The sequence below is a fragment of the Flammeovirga sp. EKP202 genome (assembly GCF_014534745.1).
Classification (GTDB): Bacteria; Bacteroidota; Bacteroidia; order Cytophagales; family Flammeovirgaceae; genus Flammeovirga.
This window is the reverse complement of sequence record NZ_JACVVP010000011.1, coordinates 89,925-107,998: the sequence shown is the minus strand read 5'-3', so window position 1 is coordinate 107,998 and position 18,074 is coordinate 89,925. Positions and strand designations below refer to the sequence as shown.

General features: G+C 35.7%; 12 protein-coding genes. 8 read left to right on the top strand and 4 right to left on the bottom strand.

The annotated features are described in order from the left end of the window. Window positions 1–17: 17 nt before the first annotated feature. On the bottom strand, window positions 18–1,973 hold the full coding sequence (locus IC221_RS09150; RefSeq protein WP_188168679.1) for a family 43 glycosylhydrolase: 1,956 nt from the start codon (window positions 1,971–1,973) through the stop codon (window positions 18–20). Window positions 1,974–2,411: 438 nt separating this feature from the next. On the opposite strand from IC221_RS09150, the gene IC221_RS09145 reads away from it, so the two are divergent. After that, the gene (locus IC221_RS09145) at window positions 2,412–3,137 is read left to right on the top strand and encodes a tRNA-uridine aminocarboxypropyltransferase (RefSeq protein WP_188168678.1); all 726 of its coding nucleotides are present in this window, start codon (window positions 2,412–2,414) and stop codon (window positions 3,135–3,137) included. Window positions 3,138–3,285: 148 nt separating this feature from the next. On the opposite strand, the gene IC221_RS09140 is transcribed toward IC221_RS09145, so the two are convergent. Both IC221_RS09140 and IC221_RS09135 read right to left on the bottom strand, forming a co-directional pair. After that, on the bottom strand, window positions 3,286–3,720 hold the full coding sequence (locus IC221_RS09140; protein ID WP_188168677.1) for a hypothetical protein: 435 nt from the start codon (window positions 3,718–3,720) through the stop codon (window positions 3,286–3,288). Between the two features lie 405 nt (window positions 3,721–4,125). After that, window positions 4,126–4,716 carry a hypothetical protein gene (locus IC221_RS09135; protein WP_188168676.1) on the bottom strand — a complete coding sequence of 197 codons (591 nt, stop codon included), beginning with the start codon at window positions 4,714–4,716 and terminating at the stop codon, window positions 4,126–4,128. 1,081 nt (window positions 4,717–5,797) lie between these two features. Between IC221_RS09135 and IC221_RS09130 the strand changes: the two genes are divergently transcribed. Next, window positions 5,798–5,962: a hypothetical protein gene (locus IC221_RS09130; RefSeq protein WP_188168675.1), complete on the top strand. Its 165-nt coding sequence runs from the start codon at window positions 5,798–5,800 to the stop codon at window positions 5,960–5,962. A gap of 132 nt (window positions 5,963–6,094) precedes the next feature. On the opposite strand, the gene IC221_RS09125 is transcribed toward IC221_RS09130, so the two are convergent. Further along, window positions 6,095–7,174 carry an alkene reductase gene (locus IC221_RS09125; RefSeq protein WP_223241338.1) on the bottom strand — a complete coding sequence of 360 codons (1,080 nt, stop codon included), beginning with the start codon at window positions 7,172–7,174 and terminating at the stop codon, window positions 6,095–6,097. Between the two features lie 259 nt (window positions 7,175–7,433). Here IC221_RS09125 and IC221_RS09120 point away from each other — a divergent pair, with 259 nt between their 5' ends. From IC221_RS09120 to IC221_RS09095, 6 genes are all read left to right on the top strand, one after another. After that, complete coding sequence (locus tag IC221_RS09120; protein WP_188168674.1) at window positions 7,434–9,053, top strand: glycoside hydrolase family 43 protein; 1,620 nt, start codon at window positions 7,434–7,436, stop codon at window positions 9,051–9,053. Window positions 9,054–9,423: 370 nt separating this feature from the next. Then, the gene (locus tag IC221_RS09115) at window positions 9,424–11,616 is read left to right on the top strand and encodes a glycoside hydrolase family 3 C-terminal domain-containing protein (protein ID WP_188168673.1); all 2,193 of its coding nucleotides are present in this window, start codon (window positions 9,424–9,426) and stop codon (window positions 11,614–11,616) included. An 82-nt stretch (window positions 11,617–11,698) separates the two neighbouring features. Further along, a complete protein-coding gene (locus IC221_RS09110; protein ID WP_188168672.1) occupies window positions 11,699–13,384 on the top strand; it encodes a sulfatase-like hydrolase/transferase in 1,686 nt (561 codons plus the stop codon). 9 nt (window positions 13,385–13,393) lie between these two features. Next, window positions 13,394–13,627 (top strand): hypothetical protein, encoded by a 234-nt coding sequence (locus IC221_RS09105; protein WP_188168671.1) that lies wholly within the window; start codon window positions 13,394–13,396, stop codon window positions 13,625–13,627. Between the two features lie 11 nt (window positions 13,628–13,638). Beyond that, on the top strand, window positions 13,639–16,134 hold the full coding sequence (galB, locus tag IC221_RS09100; RefSeq protein WP_188168670.1) for a beta-galactosidase GalB: 2,496 nt from the start codon (window positions 13,639–13,641) through the stop codon (window positions 16,132–16,134). Between the two features lie 10 nt (window positions 16,135–16,144). Next, complete coding sequence (locus IC221_RS09095; protein WP_188168669.1) at window positions 16,145–17,695, top strand: sulfatase-like hydrolase/transferase; 1,551 nt, start codon at window positions 16,145–16,147, stop codon at window positions 17,693–17,695. Window positions 17,696–18,074: the final 379 nt, after the last annotated feature.

The following is an 18,074-nucleotide window of genomic DNA, read 5'->3' as shown; positions in this document are numbered from 1 at the left end:
TAATTTTCCTGATTTATTTATTCAAACTTTACATCTTTCAAGTTCATCAGAAACCCATTATTGCCTTTAAATACAATAAAGATCTTTTCATTTTTTGCTACTTGAGTATTGATATCAGAAGTAAGGTTGGTCCATTTTTGCCAACCACCCGTTTTCTGTATTTCAAAAGAAGCTAATACTTCTCCTTTTAGATCACTTTTTCGAATTTCTACAACACCACCTGTATTGGCGGAAGCCACACCAATTGTCACTTTTTGCGGTTGCTGATTAAAAAGTAGGTTATTGAACATCAGATAATCGCCATTTTCAATGTAGCCCACATTTTTTCCTCCTAATTTACATGACTCAGTCATTACACCCTCTTGATCAGAAAAGTTAGAGGCTTCAATTCCAGCAAAGGCATCATACATTTGCTTTTCCTTATCAGAACTAAAACTAACAACATCACCTGCCTCAATTGTAGACATTTTCGTGACCTTTTTTCCATTGATATGTAAATCACCTTTTACAAAAGCATCCTTTAAAATATGGGGTTGGGCTGTGTTCAATTCCTTAGGAGTATAGATCAAACCCTGATTTGCTTCAAAAATTATTCTTTGTTTTGATTGATTGAATAATTCAATATCTGATGATTTACCTAAAAGAACATCTTTCTTTCTCATACATTGCATCCAATCCAATTGTAAAGTTTCTGTATCACCTTTAAATTGGAAAGACAGATCTTGCATTCCTTTAGGAGTAAACTTCGTTTTCGCTTTCACTATTCTCCACTCTCCTTCTTTCATTGCAGGAATATCAAATGTTGTCCAGCTTTTACCATTGGCTAAAATATCAACTGTTGCAGCAGTTTTAGAACTCACCCATATAGCGACCTGAGTAAACTTCTCCTTTTCAAAATTAATATCATGTATTTCTAATTTTGTTGAAGGTGAAATACGCTTCACAACCCAATTAATATCAGAAGCACTCGTTTTCTCTACTTTTCCATTTTCCAATAGGCTATAACGGTCCACTTGTATCGCATCTTTAGCATACAGTTTTGCGATTCCTCTTTGTGTTGCTTTGATTTCTGGGATATTTCCTTCTTCGTCAAAAAAGATTCGATCAGCACACATCGATCTTCTATGCTTGTTACCTGAAATATCCATGTGATGATAGAATAATAACCACTCGCCTTTATATTCTACAAAAGAGTGATGATTGGTCCAACAACCGTCTTTCCATCTTTCTAGTACTTTTCCTTTGTAGTCAAATGGTCCTTTTGGACTATCTCCCACGGCATAAGAAATTTCCTCTGAACCTGAAGGTGCATGTGGGAATGTGAAATAGTATTTATTTTTTCGTTTAAACATAAACGGCCCTTCTTTGTATTTTGAAGGTAAACCTTGTACTTTTTGAGGTTTAGTTTTTATAGACCTCATATCTTGGTTGAGCTCCACCCAATAAAGGTTTTCCCCACCTCCATAATAAAGATAGATGCTACCATCATCATCAATAAATACATTGGGGTCAATGCCTTCAATCCCTTCTATATAAGACTCTTCTGGGGTATAAGGACCAGATGGCGTATTTGCCACTGCCACACCAATTCTCCTAAAAGCACTCTTATCCTTCGGCATTGCAGGAAAATAAAAATAATATTTGCCGTCTTTTTCAATACAATCTGGAGCCCACATTCCGTAACTGTCTTTCTCCACCCATGGTACAGTATTGTGAGACAAAATTTCACCATGATCTTTCCAATTTGTTAGATCAGTTGTAGAATAAACGTGGTAATCTGGCATACAGAAACCGTTATTCCCTTGAATTTGCGTACATGTAGTATCCGATGACGGAAATACAAAAAGTGTATCATTCATTACTCTTGCTGTAGGATCAGCAGAGAATCGATGAGTGATGAGTGGGTTTTGAGCAAACGTTTGGTATGCCCCTCCCAACCATAGAAGAATGGTCCAGTAGTAATTAAGTTTCATGTTGTAATTATATAATTCAATTTTTCATTTCTAAGTACACTGAATTAGCACTTTCAGCGATAACCTAATTCCAATTACAAACATTTATTTAAGTTAGAACCGAAAGAATTAATGGGAAATTTAGTAATTCTTTAAAAAGGTATTTCACCCCCTTATTTCCCTAAAATCTCCACCCGATAATCATAGCGTTTTACTCTTTGACAAAACTGGTAATCTAAAAATAAGCTCATTATTTTTGTCAAAAAATTCATCAAAGCAAAACGAATAACGCTCTTATTCATCCTCAATAAACAAATATTTCAAATAAAGCTTTTGCTTCAATTTTGAAAATAATTAAGTTAGCACCCAAATTCAAGCGATGGCTTGGTAGACCGGAGAAGGCTAGACCATAGTTTTTAGAATTCAGGTTTAGTCAATTAGAAAAAAAAGAATTTCACTTTGCGAGTAGACATAGAAAATCCTAGAAAAAAATGTTATAAATGCATGAGACCCATCGTCTCTTGTAGTTGTAAATACACAAATCCTATACAAACAAATACTCGTTTTGTTATTCTTATGCATCCAATGGAGTATAAGAAAGAAAAAAACGGAACGGGGTTGATGACAAACCTTCAACTTGAAAATTCAGAAGTAATTGTTGATGTTGATTTCACAAATAATGAACGCGTCAACGAGATACTAAATGACGAAGAAAATAAATCATTCTTACTTTACCCTGGAAAAGAAAACTTCAATTTATCGGAACAAAAAGGTACAGCAATAAACAGCTTTTTAGGGAAGAACCCCTACCTTTTTATTCTTGACGGGACATGGCCATGTGCTCGTAAAATGCTGCGATTGAGTACAAATTTACAAGCACTTCCTAGAGTGAGCTTTGATAATACTATAAAATCAAAATTCATCCTAAAACAACAGCCCGAATCACTTTGTCTTAGTACCATTGAGTCGGTCTATACTGTCATTAATTTGCTCAAAAAAGGAGAACTTGAACAAAGTAACACCAATGATTTCCTTCTTCCATTTGAGAAAATGATAGAATACCAAGTCAAATGTATTCTTGACCCAGATAATAACCATTATCGACCAAGTCATAAAAAAGGTGCTCTAAAGGCAAAAAATATATATAAGAAGGATTCTCAAAGGAATATTATCTTCGAGAAGTAAAGTCTCTATCGATCAGGATATTGCATAGCATCTTGAATTTTGTATGGATCTGAACTCTTCATCAAAAGCCCAAGAATTAATTCATGGGCTTTTGATGGAGAATTCTAAGCTACACCTACGGCTTAACAGTGAGATAAAAATTGGTTTTTTATAAACATATTTCATAAGAAGGTTTTGTAATTTGGACACCTGAAATCTTATTTATTTCAAGAGCCTCTTTCAACCGTTCAGAAATAAGTATTTTTCCTTGCAAGTATGTTAAAGTAAATAGGTCCAAACTTTGATCAAAATGATTAGCTAATGTCAATCGATCAGGAACAATCTTTTTAAATGATTCAAGTTCCTTATCCTTTATTACTAAATCATCATGTGAGTTTATCTCAAAAGGTGTTTTTTCATAATCCCAATTTGGCAATTCCCAAGGTGGAATTTTTAATGTTGAAAAGCTAGATTTTGTAAAGTCAATTGAAGTACTATGACTTTCCTGTAAGTGAAATAAAAAATAGTTTTCCTTTACATCGCTATCATATTTTAATAAAGTAGCCTCAAAAAATGCATGCTTTGGTAAGTTGAATTTTGTCATTAAAGCCTTAAACTTACTATTTACCAAAAAGCTATAGCTATTGAATAATGTACTACTCACTACATCTGTTAAGTTGGAACCTTTACCTAACATCACAGAATTTAAATCGGGAATTACTTTTGGAACTTTCAGGATTGGTAAGTTCGAGACAGAATCAATCTTTTTAAACTTATAATTGTTACTCATACCATCTGTTTGTGGGTATGTATTCCCAATTTCATCTCCAGTGGAATCTTCTAATATATAATACTTATTTCATGAAAAATTCACTCTATTTTCTGACCATTATCGCGGTTAATACTTTAGTAACTTTTAGTACATCCTGTAACCATTTTTCTTTAATATCTCTTTTGCTTCTTCATCATAAGTTATTAACTTTTTCAATTGAACAATTCTAAGTCACATCTATGGTTTTATATTGAGAAGAGTAGGATTATATACTTCTTTTTCAAGAAGATCTATTTCATTCAAAATAGATTTAATATATGGACAATCATATAACATATTAATCTCTGATTTAGGAAATTTAATTTCACTCATGGTGAATCCATTTCTCAGAAGTTTTTTATCGATATTATTCTTTTTCATCAAAATATAAAGTGTCCTCGCTTCTACTCTCCTAGAATTGCTTTTATCTTCATCTAAAAAATTTTCAGGCACAATAGAAGTTCCAATATTAGGATAATTTACTATCCACTGCCTTTTTACGTTGAACCAATAGACTAGTGCAAATGATTCAAAGCTCTTAGTTTCATTTATTTCAAAGCATAAATCTTTAAATAAAGAGTCTATTTGTGAACTAATTGATATATCTATTTTTATTGAATCGTTAGGAACAACAGCTAATAGTTTTGGATTTTCATTCAAGATTTTTCTTGATAGGAAATCCATCTTTTTCATCTGACTTTTTAATATTTCGTCAGGGCATGTTTCTGTTTTATTACATCCAAAAAATATAAATAAAATAGATAGGTTGATAAATAATCTTATCATCATTTTGATTCTAATTTCTTAGCTTTCATAAGTTGAAAACCTAACCAATTATGGACTTTATAATAACGTAACGTGATATAAGTTGAGAGTTGCAATGGTTTGCTTAGACTTCAATTTGAGACTTCTATTGTAAGAATCAAAATTAGTAGTATTATTTCCAACTATAAATTGATTTGTACCCATCATGATTAAGTAGACACACCCTATTTCTATTTAACAAAAATCCATAACTATTCTCAATACCAAAAAGAAACGAAGTGATTTATTAAAAAATCAATCAAAAAGTTAAGATGCTAAAGGTAGAAATGAATTAATAGTTTGACTTTGAATCATCTATACTTTTTATCGATAAATACTTTGTTATAAAAATATAATACAGTGTTACAATTATGCTTCTTAAGTGTCAGTATATTGGGTTGTTACTTTTATCAGTAATAAAAATAACTCAATGTAGGTGGGATAAAGCATTATCATAACCTCCTATTTAAATCAAAAAACATTGTTGCAATTAAGTATTTGTAGAGTTGAATTTGAATAAGTTGGATGATCTTTTTGAGAACAACCAAGGTAGTATTTAGGAGCAAGACGATAGTAATGAATGCTCATCTTAGGCTTAGGAAACAAAAAAGGAAGTCCAGAAAATCCGAGTTTAATGATACAACTACTTAATAAATTGTAAACTAAATTTTTGGAAATTTACAGTGTTTAGAAATCAGGAGATTTCTGATAATCTGAAGGACACGAATGAGGCTAACGCTTAACATTCACGCCATTGAGCTTTCTACCATTTTTGTTTGGTAGTACTCCCCCTGGCATTGAAGGGAAAAGCGTTAAGAATTTCATGAATTGAGCCGTTAAAAATGATTTTCTTGTTTGAGCAAAGCGAGTTTAAAATCATTTAGGCGAGAGGAATGAAATTTAGCTTTTGACTTCTAAGCCTAGATTTTTTGCTTCGTTTTTTATCAATGGAAAAATGAAGAAGAAGGAAGCTTGAAAGTAGGACATAAAAGCTTGCAGAATAATTGACTGGAAGTTCACGGTAATTTAGTTTACAAAGTACTTAACTACCTAATTATAAATAAATATGAAAAAGATCTTAATTGTTGTTGGAATAATTTCAGTAGGTTTTACATCTTGTTCTCAATGCGACTCAGTAGTATGTTCTATGTGTTATGAAGAGTTAGGGGACTGTGCAAGTGAACCTGCTCATCAGGAGTTTTGTCCTAATAGGGAACCTGAAGAATATTAAATTTTAATGTATAGCAGTCAAAACGCTACAGTTTTAAAAATTACTCATAACATTGTAAAAACAAAGCTCTCATTGATTTGATAGTCAGTCAATGAGAGCTTAGGAAAAATTGGTCCGCTAAAAAGTTAGTGATTATTGAACTACAGCTACTTCGTAATCTGTATATCCTTTTTCACCTGGAGTATAAAAAGTGTCAAAGTCTGGAGTAGCGATCTCAAGATCTTCTTTCATTCGTTCTACCAAATCAGGATTAGAAATAAAGGGTCTTCCAAAAGCCACTAGATCACCTTCTTTGGCTTCTAATATCGCTTCCGCTTTTTCTTTGTCCAATCCACCACTTGAAATAAAGGTGTTTTTAAAAGCTGTTTTTAATTTTTGTTTGATTGATTTTGGTACTTCAGGAGCTCCCATACCACTATGATCTACAATATGAAGGTACACCAAGTCCAATGCATTGAGTGCATCAATAAGTGCTAGATATTGTTCATCAATTCCATCAAAAGGAGCTAAATCATTGAAAACTCCATATGGAGAAATTCTAATTCCTACTTTATCAGCACCAATGGCTTCTACTACCGCTTGTGCAACCTCAATTGCAAAACGATTTCTCTTCTCTGCAGTTCCACCATATTCATCAGTTCTTTGATTAGAATTTGGACTTAAAAACTGATTGATCAGATAACCGTTTGCAGCATGTAATTCCACACCATCCATACCACTTTCTATGGCATTTTTAGCCGCAGTTACAAACTCTTGAATGGCTTCTTGGATGTCTTCTAAAGTCATTTCTTCTGGTACAGGGTAAGCTTGATTACCTTCTGCATCTGTATACATCTCACCGCTCATCGCAATAGCCGAAGGTGCTACAACTCTTGCGTCATCGGTCATGTTTAGTGGATGAGAAACACGGCCCGTATGCATGAGTTGCATAAAGATTTTCCCTCCTTTCTCGTGTACGGCAGAAGTTACTTTTTTCCACCCTTCTACTTGATCTGATGAGTAAATACCTGGAATTCGGGCATACCCCAAACCATTCTTTGAAGGTGCTGTACCTTCGGTGATGATCAAACCTGCAGATGCTCTTTGAGCATAGTACTCTGCCATTAGGTCTGTTGGAATATTGTTTTCTGCTCTACAACGTGTCATTGGAGCCATCACAATGCTGTTTTGTAATGATAATGGGCCTAGAGAATAAGATGAAAATAGTTTCATGTTTATGATATTCGTTTTTACATGTATTGTTTAAACAAATATAGTTTAATCTTATGTGATATAAAATGAAAAAAGATCAATTCATAAATAATTCATCTTTGTGAAGTAATCAATCCTATAGAAGACAGGCATAAAGAATTTTATGAGATTGAACCCCAAAAATTCTCCCCCTTTTTTGATCATAATAATTATCGGTTGTACTTTTTTATTAGAACTACCTTTAGAGTATCAATAAATAACTTTTTAAATAATACAAAGTATGAAGCTAAAAGCATTTTTCTCCTTTTTATTAATTATTACGGCCTACTTCCATGTATGGGGACAAGAACCTCCACAAACTTTTAAAAATCCGATCATCAGTGGTTATCATCCCGACCCTTCCATCTGTAGAGTGGGTGACGATTACTACCTTGTCAACTCCTCATTTGTTTGGTTTCCAGGACTACCCATCTATCACAGTAAAGATCTAGTGAACTGGGAACAGATTGGAAATGCAGTTTCTAATCCTGAGAGTGTCAATTTTGATGGTTTAAAAGACAGGTTAGGTCTTTTTGCTCCAACAATTCGTCATCATGAAGGTGTTTTTTATATTATTAATACATGTGTGGGATGTAAAATGAATTTTTATATCACTGCTGAAAACCCGGCGGGACCATGGTCTGATCCTATATGGCTTCCGCAAGCAACAGGAATTGATCCTTCTCTTTTTTGGGATGATGATGGAAAGGTTTATTATACAGGAACTGGACCTGTAAAAGAGAAGCAATGGGCTACACAAACTGTGGTATACAATCAAGAAATTGACCTAAATACGAATCAATTAATTGGTAAAAGACATGAACTAACCAATGGTCATGCAAATAATGCCTCCTATACAGAAGGACCACATATCTATAAAATCAATGGACGATACCTTTTATTGGTTTCTGAAGGAGGAACTGAAGAAAATCATGCGATGTCGGTACATCATAGTGATAATATTAACGGGCCTTATGTTGCGGATATTGTCAATCCGGTGTTCACACATAGACACCTAGGAAAGGACTACCCTACATATGCCATTGGTCATGGTGATTTGGTTCAAACCCAAAATGGCGAGTGGTGGGCCGTTATGCTTGGTAAAAGATGGAAAAATGGCATCACTACATTAGCTAGAGAAACATTTTTGGCAAAGGTAAATTTTGAAGGTCAAACACCAATTTTCAATAAAGGAAAAGGGGTTGTTCTTTCAGAACAGGAACGTCCTGATTTACCTTGGACACCAGTTCCTGCATTACCTGTTGTCGATCAATTTGATAAAGAGCAATTGGCCTTTAAGTGGTGCACAATCCGAACACCTAAGTCCCCATTTTATGAATTAGAGAATGGCACATTAAAAGTAAAACTGAGAAAAGAGGTGATGAATAATAAGACCAATTCATCTATATTGATTCAAAGATTAGTAGATCATGATTTTGAAGCTTCTACTCATTTATCGTTTAAAACATCAAAACAAAATGAGCATGCGGGCCTTACTATCTACCGCACCAACGAGAATCACTTTAAGCTTATGAAAGAGAAAAATACGATAGTCCTTATTGAAACTTTCAAAGGAATAGACAAAGAAATTGCTCGTATTCCTTACAAGCAAAAAGAGGTTATTTTTAAGGCAGCAGCCAAAGATATGATGGTACAGTTTTACTATGGAAATTCTACTTCAGAAATGCACCCTATTGGTGATAAAAGAAGTTTGATCATCATTGCAGATGAGCAAGGCAATGCCAAATTTAACGGTGCAGGAATTGGTGTTTATGCCACAAGTAACGGCATCGATTCTAAGAATGAAGCCGTATATGATTGGTTCTCTTTAGAAGGTTTAAAAGCAAATACTGAATGGTAAAAATGGTCGGTTGACCGGCAATGGTTTCGTGTAATTAACCTACAACAGTTCGCTGTTTTAAGGGCGTTGCTTTGCGACGTCCTTTTTCTTTATCAGAAGTAAAAAATGGATATTAATTGAACATATACACAGAATCGACTAAAATACATTGTAAAGATTCAGTAATAAAAAAATGAGATTTTAGGGCTTATACCTCCAAAAACAGGATAAATCCCCCACTTCTACTTGCATCTTTTTCAACTCTTATCAATGGACATTTACTGTACAACAAATCTCCCCCCTCTATTTGCGTAAAATATACACCCCGTGGACACCATCAATCTAGTATTTTTGAAAACACAACGGCAAAACTTTTTAAAATGGTAGTGAAATGATTAAATACTTATATGCTTTGGGGTGCTTATTTCTATTAGTGCCTTTACAAGAAACTATTGCTCAAGAAGAGTTTATTTGGCTCGATCCATATAGAGATACTGACGAAAGAATTGATGCACTTCTTAATGCGATGACATTAGAAGAAAAAGCATCACAGATGATAGACATCAGTGCAGGAATTCCAAGACTTCAAATCCCTAAATATAGTTGGTGGAATGAGGCTCTCCATGGAGTAGCAAGAAACGGTAGAGCCACTGTATTCCCTCAAGCGATTGGTATGGCTGCGAGTTTTGACAAAGCTCTTATTCAAGATATTGCTACCGCCATTGGAGCAGAAGCTAGAGCAAAGTTTTTAGTGGCTCAGGAAATGAATAATAGTTCCCGTTATGCAGGATTGACATTCTGGTCACCTAATGTTAATATTTTTAGAGATCCTCGTTGGGGTCGTGGTCAAGAAACATATGGTGAAGACCCTTACTTATCAGGACAAATGGGTTTACATTTTGTCAAAGGATTACAAGGGGATCATGAAAAATATATTCAAGCAGCAGCTTGTGCCAAGCATTATGCGGTACACTCAGGTCCTGAAGAAGACCGTCATGTTTTTGATGCGGTTCCTAGTATGAAAGATTTCAGAGAAACTTACCTCCCAGCTTTTAAAACTTTAGTACAAGAAGGAAAAGTAGAAGCGGTAATGGGAGCATACAATCGTGTATTTGGCGAGCCTGCTTGTGGAAGTGATTTATTATTAGAAGAAATACTAAGAAAAGAATGGGGATTTGATGGACATGTCGTTTCGGATTGTGGAGCGATCAAGGATTTTTATGCCCATCACAAAGTTTACCCGACACCAGAAGAAGCGACAGCTGCTGCAATTAAAGCCGGTACAGATTTGAACTGTGGTAAGGTGTATAAAGGAAGTATTGTGGCCGCAGTCAACGCGGGTTTAGTGACCGAAAAAGAGGTAGACGAACGTTTAAGAAATCTTTTAGAAACTCGTATTAAATTAGGTTTGTTAGACCCTGCCGAAATCAACCCTTTCAATAAGGTAAGTGGTGATACGGTGGAATGTGCTACCCACAGAAAACTTGCCTATGATGCCGCATTAAAATCGGTGGTCTTACTCAAAAATGACAACAATGTACTTCCATTAAAGAAAGACATCAGAACCCTTTACGTAGTGGGACCTAATGCCAATAACAGTGAAGTGTTGTTAGGGAATTACTTTGGCGTAAGTGGTCATATGACAAATATCTTAGAGGGCATTGTAAGTAAAGTAAGCTTGGGAACAAGTATCAATTACAAGCAAGGGATTATGCTAGATAGCGAAAATCGTAATCCTATAGATTGGTCAACTGGCGAAGCGGCAGCTGCAGATGCTTGTATTGCTGTCATGGGTATTTCAGGTTTGATTGAAGGAGAAGAAGGTGAAGCAATTGCGTCTTCATCAAAAGGTGACAAGAATGATTTAAAATTGCCTGCCAATCAAATTGCTTACTTAAAGAAAATACGTTCAAAATCGAAGAATCCATTGATTGTGATTTTGACAGCAGGAAGCCCTGTTAACCTTACTGAGATCGCAGAAATTGCAGATGTAATTTTATTTGCATGGTACCCTGGCCAAGAAGGTGGTGATGCTATCGGAGATATTATTTTTGGTAATGCTTCCCCTTCAGGAAAATTGCCTATTACATTCCCTAAATCAGTAGACCAACTTCCTGCCTATGAAGATTATACTATGGAAGGAAGAACGTACAGATACATGGACAAAGATCCGATGTATCCATTCGGTTATGGGTTGTCTTATTCTGAATTTAAATACAGCCCTATTTCTTTCAACAAAGAGAAATTAAAAGCAAAAGAGGTGATTGAAGCAACAGTAACGATCACAAATACAGGCAATTTTGAAGCGGAAGAAGTTGTTCAGCTTTACTTATCTGATTATAAAGTGAAGTTTGATGCTCCCAACTCTTCATTGAAAGGGTTTGAGAGAGTTCGTTTGAGGCCAGGTGAATCAAAAGAAGTCACTTTTAAAATTACGCAAGAAGCAAGACAAATTTTTGACGATAAAGGAAAAGCCATTGACCCTAAAGGGGCTTTAAAAATAACTATCGGAAATGCCTCACCTATGAAAAGAAGTGTAGACTTAGGTGCGAAATTCCAAATAGCAAGTGTGACTATTATGTAACTGCAAGCACAGAAAGACGAGAAACAAATATAGGGGGTGTGATGTACCTCCTATTATTTCGTCCAGCTTAAAATTTAACAACATGAAATATCTATTACTATTATTTATTACGCTCCCATTTTGGAGTGTGAATGCACAGAAAAAAGCCAAAGATGACCGTCCTAATATTATTTTTATTCTGACGGATGATCAACCTTATGATTATTTAAGTGTGACAGGCAATAAGGTGGTCAAGACTCCTAACATTGACCAATTGGCTAATCAAGGTACTTTGTTTACAAATGCTCATATCACAAGTCCTATTTGTATGCCAAGTAGGGTCTCAATGTTCATGTCTCAATACGAGAGAAAACATGGCGTCAATTTTAATTCAGGAACAGCATTATCAGAAGAAGCTTGGAAAACAGCTTATCCGGTTGTAATGAAAGAAGCAGGCTATTTTACAGCTTATGTCGGTAAAAACCATACACCACTAGGGAAAAACGGTTATGATTCAAAAGTAATGGAACACGCCTTTGATTATTTCTATGGTGGACACAGACACTTAGGTTTCTATCCAAAAGATCGTCATAAGATATTCAGAGGAGCAAAAAATGATACGCAAATTGAAATTTTACAAGAAGCTTCATTTGATGTATTAGACAATAATGACTTTAGAATTAAAGAAGCCATTAAGGTTATGGAAGGAAGACCTCAAGATCAACCTTTCCTACTTAATATCTGCTTCAACTTACCGCATGGTGCAAGTACTTCTACCATGAAACAAAAGGAAAGTGATGATGATATTTACAAGTCTTTGTTCAGAGATCAAACTCTCCCTTTACCAGAGCATTATGTAGCAAAAAAAGACATCAAAAACCCTAAGCTTCCAGCCGATTTATTACACGTGGAAGACCGTCAGGTAATTTATAATCATGTCGATACGCCAGAAGGAGCAAGAGAAAGATTAACACGTCAGTATCAAGCCATGGTAGGAATTGACCGTTTGGTGGGGAACTTAACAGACAAGTTGAAAGAATTAAAATTAGATAAGAATACCATCATCGTTTTCTCTTCAGACCATGGATTATTAATGGGACAATATGGTTTAGGAGGAAAAGCACTATTGTATGAATACTGTACTAAAGTTTCTACAATTATTTATGACCCTCGCCTTCCAAAGAAGAAAAGAGTACATAGAAATGATAACTTGGTACAAAGTATTGATATCGCACCTACAATGTTAGCGAAAGCAGGTATTGCAATTCCATCAGAATACCAAGGAAAAGATGTTTCAGCTTTATTGACAGATGAAAATGCTTCTGTTAGACCTTATGTGTACACAGAAAACCTATGGTCAACACATTTTGGAAACCCAAGATGTGAAGCGGTACAAAACCAAGAGTGGAAATACATCAGATATTATAAAAACGATAATTTCTCAGCGAGCAAAAGAGTAGAATATGCAAAAGCATTGGGATTGAATGTCAACAGTGTGCTTTATGGTATGAATGATAAAGAAATCCCTGTTTATAGAAGTTACGCTGAAAGTTCTTTAAATGGTGAGCTACCTGTTTATGAGGAGTTATATCACTTGGGAGAAGATCCAAACGAACTAAAAAACCTCGCTACTGATGCTCAATACAAAGAGAAACTAGAAGAACTGAGAAAAGTGTGGGCCAAAGAAATCAAAGTGGCTAGAGGTGAAGGTCAACCTTTAGTGGAGCGTTTCACAAAAGAATCTGCTTTCGAGTTTAAGCAAAAGCACAAGCCTATAGTTCACGACTAAAATAAAAAGATGTATAAATCAATCACTTCTATTTTATTACTTCTTAGCTGTACTGTTTTTGGACAACAAAAAGGTAAAAGAGGTATGTCTTTCGAAAAAAAGACCTGTGATTTATACGAAAAATATGCTTCCAAGGTAGATCAAATTGAGGAAGAAATAAATAAAAAGAGATCGAACATTTATAAAGAAAATTTACCCAAGAAACATCTCTATAAACTTACTAAATCAAGTGAATTGAACTAAAGGAATGAATAATGAATAGTTTAAAGAAATTAGGTGTTGGCGTCTTGTGTGGGCTTATGGCCTGTTCGCAACAGCTCCCTCAGCAAGATTTTGAAAGTCTTGAAGAAATCAGTTTTAATGACAATTGGAAGTTTTCGAAAGGAGAACTTAAAAACGGAATGGCATTGGACCTAAATGATGAAGGTTGGAAAACGTTAGACCTTCCTCATGACTGGGCTATTGAAGGACCTATTGATAAGGCTTACAATGCTCGTTGTGGTGGACTCCCTTTCCATGGTGAAGCATGGTATAGAAAGGATTTTAATGTCCCTTCTCAAATGGAAGGGCAAAAAGTATTTGTTCATTTTGAAGGGGTAATGAATAATGCCGAAGTGTTTGTCAATGGTCAAAAAATTGGCGAAAGGCCATACGGTTATATTGGTTTTGAAATGGATATGACACCTTACTTAAAGTTTGGTGAAGAAAATACAATAGCCGTAAAATGTGCTCCAGAAGATTTAAGCTCAAGATGGTACCCTGGTGCTGGTATTTATCGTGATGTTTGGATTGAATACAAAAATCCAGTTCACATTGCTTTTGATGGTACGTTTATCAAAACACCAATTGTATCTGAAAGAAATGCAGGAATTGAGATTGATATCGACTTAGTAAATGCGTCTGATAATAATAGTGAGATCAGTGTTGAAACTGTGATCTATAATAATAAAGGGGAAAAGGTAGGTGATGTAGTTTCCAGTGCAAAAATTGATGCTTCTTCCTCAAAGACCATCAGTCAAAAAGCTACGCTTTTAAAACCTGTATTATGGTCTATGGAGAACCCTCACTTGTACAAAGCGATCACTCAAATCAAAAAGGGTGAGGAATTGTTAGACAAGTATGAGTCAACTTTTGGTGTAAGAACTATTAAATTCTCAGCAAAAGAAGGTTTTCTTTTAAATGGTGAAAGAATACAATTGCAAGGAGTCTGTCTGCACCATGACCAAGGCCCATTGGGTACTGCGGTCAATAGAAGGGCAAAGGAACGACAGTTGCAAATCATGAAAGATATGGGTGTAAATGCCATCCGTACAAGCCACAACCCTCCTGCTAAAGTGCTTTTAGAGCTTTGCGACGAAATGGGATTGGTAGTGATTGATGAGGCATTTGACAACTGGAAAATCGGTAAAGTAGAAAACGGATACAACAAGGTATGGGAGGAATGGAGTGAAGAAGATTTACGTGCCTTGATTCGCAGAGACCGAAACCACCCTTCCATCATTATGTGGAGTATCGGTAATGAAATCTTAGAACAAGGAAGAAAGGACGGATGGAAAGAGACTAGAAGATTGGCTAAGATTACAAAATCTGAAGATACTTCTCGCCCTGTTACTGCGGGTTTCAACTACCACCCTGCCTCTATCGTCAACAAATTGGCACACGAGATTGATGTCGTAGGTTTTAACTACTTCCCGATGCGTTATGAAAAAATCCTAGAAGAATATCCTGAATGGGTGGTCTATGGATCTGAAACATCATCGTGTACGAGTTCAAGAGGTTATTATGAAAGACCGGTTGCTCCTACTTTTAAAAAAGGGGTAAACCAAGTGACAAGTTATGATTTAGTAGGCCCACCTTGGGCGTACCCTCCTGACTTGGAATTTGACATGTTAGCAAAGAGTCCTAGGATTCTAGGTGAATTTATGTGGACAGGTTTTGATTACTTAGGTGAACCAACTCCATATGGCGGAAAAGACAACTCTACCAATGGTTATTGGAACGGTGATTGGCCAAGTCACTCTTCATACTTTGGAGCGGCAGATTTATGTGGTTTCCCAAAAGACCGCTATTATTTATATCAAAGTCAATGGACAAGCGAACCAATGGTACATGTACTTCCTCACTGGAATTGGGAAGGTCATGAAGGGGAAATCATTCCTGTTCATGCTTTTACAAATGCAGAAGAAGTAGAGCTTTTTGTCAACGGTAAATCAATGGGTAAAAAAGTGAAAGGCGTAGACTTAACCCCTATCAAAATGACCCACCGTGATTGGAAACAGGAAGGACCATTGATGTCGAAATATAGATTAAGTTGGGAAGTTCCTTACACTCCTGGAAGCATTGAAGTGGTGGCGTACACTAAAGGTAAAGAAGTTGCTAGAAAAGCCATTAAAACTGCAGGAAAACCTCATCATATTGAATTAGAAGCCGATCGTAGTTTGATTGCTTCTGATGGAAAAGACCTTTCATACATTACGGTAAAAGTAGTGGATGAGAAAGGCAACTTCTGTGCTACTGCTTCCAATATGATTCATTTTGAAGTCAGCGGAGACGGTAAACTGGCAGGTGTAGGAAATGGTGATGCTGCATCATTGACTTCATTACAAGGCCGCAAAATGGAAGTATTTAATGGTCTAGCCCTAGCCATTGTTCAAGGGGCAAAAAATCCTGAAAAACCGATTACTTTAACAGCAAAAGCAGAAGGACTTCAGGACGCAGAAATTAAAATATCTTTTCAACCATCATTATAATAATTAACAAATGAAAATTAACAAATTATGGCTCCTACCTCTCGCTATGTTGGCGTTGGGATGCCAAAAAAATGCTACTACTTCAGAAGAAGTAGAAACGACCAAACCTAATATCATCTTCGTATATATGGATGATTTGGGTTATGGAGATATCAGTGCAAATGGATCGACAACCATCAATACTCCAAACATGGACGCGTTGGCCAACGGTGGTATTAACTTCAGCAATGGTTATGCTTCATCGGCGACTTGTACTCCTTCAAGATATGCAGCATTTACGGGGGAATATCCTTGGAGAAAAAATGCTCAAATCTTACCCGGTTCAGCTCCAATGTTGATCAGTACTGAACAAATGACAGTACCAAAAATGCTTCAAGGGGCAGGATATGAAACAGCAATTATTGGTAAGTGGCACCTTGGTTTAGGTACACATGACAAAGATTGGAACGTTCATATTTCTCCAGGTCCAAACGAGGTTGGTTTTGGTCACTCTTACATTATGGCTGCCACTCAAGACCGTGTTCCTACCGTGTATATTGAAGATGGTGATGTAGTAGGTTTGGATAAAAACGACCCTATTCAAATTGATTACAAAAAGAACTTCGAAGGACAACCAACAGGTAAGGATAATCCTGAGTTAATCACAATGAAATGGCACCACGGTCATAATAATACGATCGTAAATGGTATTCCAAGAATCGGTTACATGAAAGGTGGTAAATCTGCTTTATGGAGCGATGTTGATATGGCGGATCATTTCCTTGACAAAGTGAAAAACTACATCACTACTCAAGCAAAAACAGAGAAGCCTTTCTTCTTAGCGTATACAATGCAACAACCTCACGTACCAAGAACTCCACACCCACGTTTTGAAGGTAAGTCTGGAATGGGTCCAAGAGGTGACGTAATTATGGAAGCAGATTGGTGTATTGGTGAATTGATGAAAACGATCAAGGAAGCGGGTATTGAAGAAAACACAATGATTATCTTCTCTTCAGACAACGGTCCTGTATTGAATGACGGTTACTATGATGATGCTGTGGAATTAATCGGAAATCACGACCCTAAAGGTGGTTTAAGAGGTGGTAAATACTCTTTATTTGATGCGGGTGCACACGTTCCATTCATCACTTACTGGAAAGGTAAAATCAAGCCAGGTAAATCTACTGCTTTAGTTTGCCAAATGGATATGTTAAACTCATTAGCGGCATTAGTTGGTAGTGATGTTAGAAGTGATGACTCTAAAGATGTATTAGGAGCATTCCTTGATGCTAAAGAAGAAGGTAGAACTTCATTAATCTTAGAAGCGACAACGAGAACTTCTTACAGAAAAGGAGATTACGTTTTAATCCCTCCTTACAAAGGAAAGAAATTAAACAAGCAAGTGAACATCGAATTGGGTAACGATAATGAAATCCAATTGTACAACTTGAAAAAAGATCGTGCTCAAACACATAACCTAGCAAAAGAAAACCCTGAGTTGACAAAACAACTTTTAGAGGAATTCACAAAGCTTAGAGGTGAAGGTTTTGGCAAAACAAAGAAATTAGAATTGATGTAGTACTGAAAAAGTACATTTTATATTTTGAATTGTTTGTAAGAGAGATCATAATGGTCTCTCTTTTTTTTGTCATATAATAAATACATTGTAAACTAAATTATCGTCAACTTTTAATCGACCTTTATACAAGCATTTATAGGATCTACTTTCAAACTTCCTTCTTCTTCATTTTTGTCTTGAAACAAAAACGAAGCAAAAAATTCAAGGCTTAGAAGTCAAAAGCTAAATTCCATTTCTCTCGCCTATTGAAAGGATAACTCGATCAAAACTTCATCGTTTTGAGATGCTCAAACAGCAAAATCATTTTTAACGGCTCACTTCATGAAATTCTTGACGCTTTTCCCTTCAAGGCCAAGGGAAGAGGTAGCAAATGAATTGG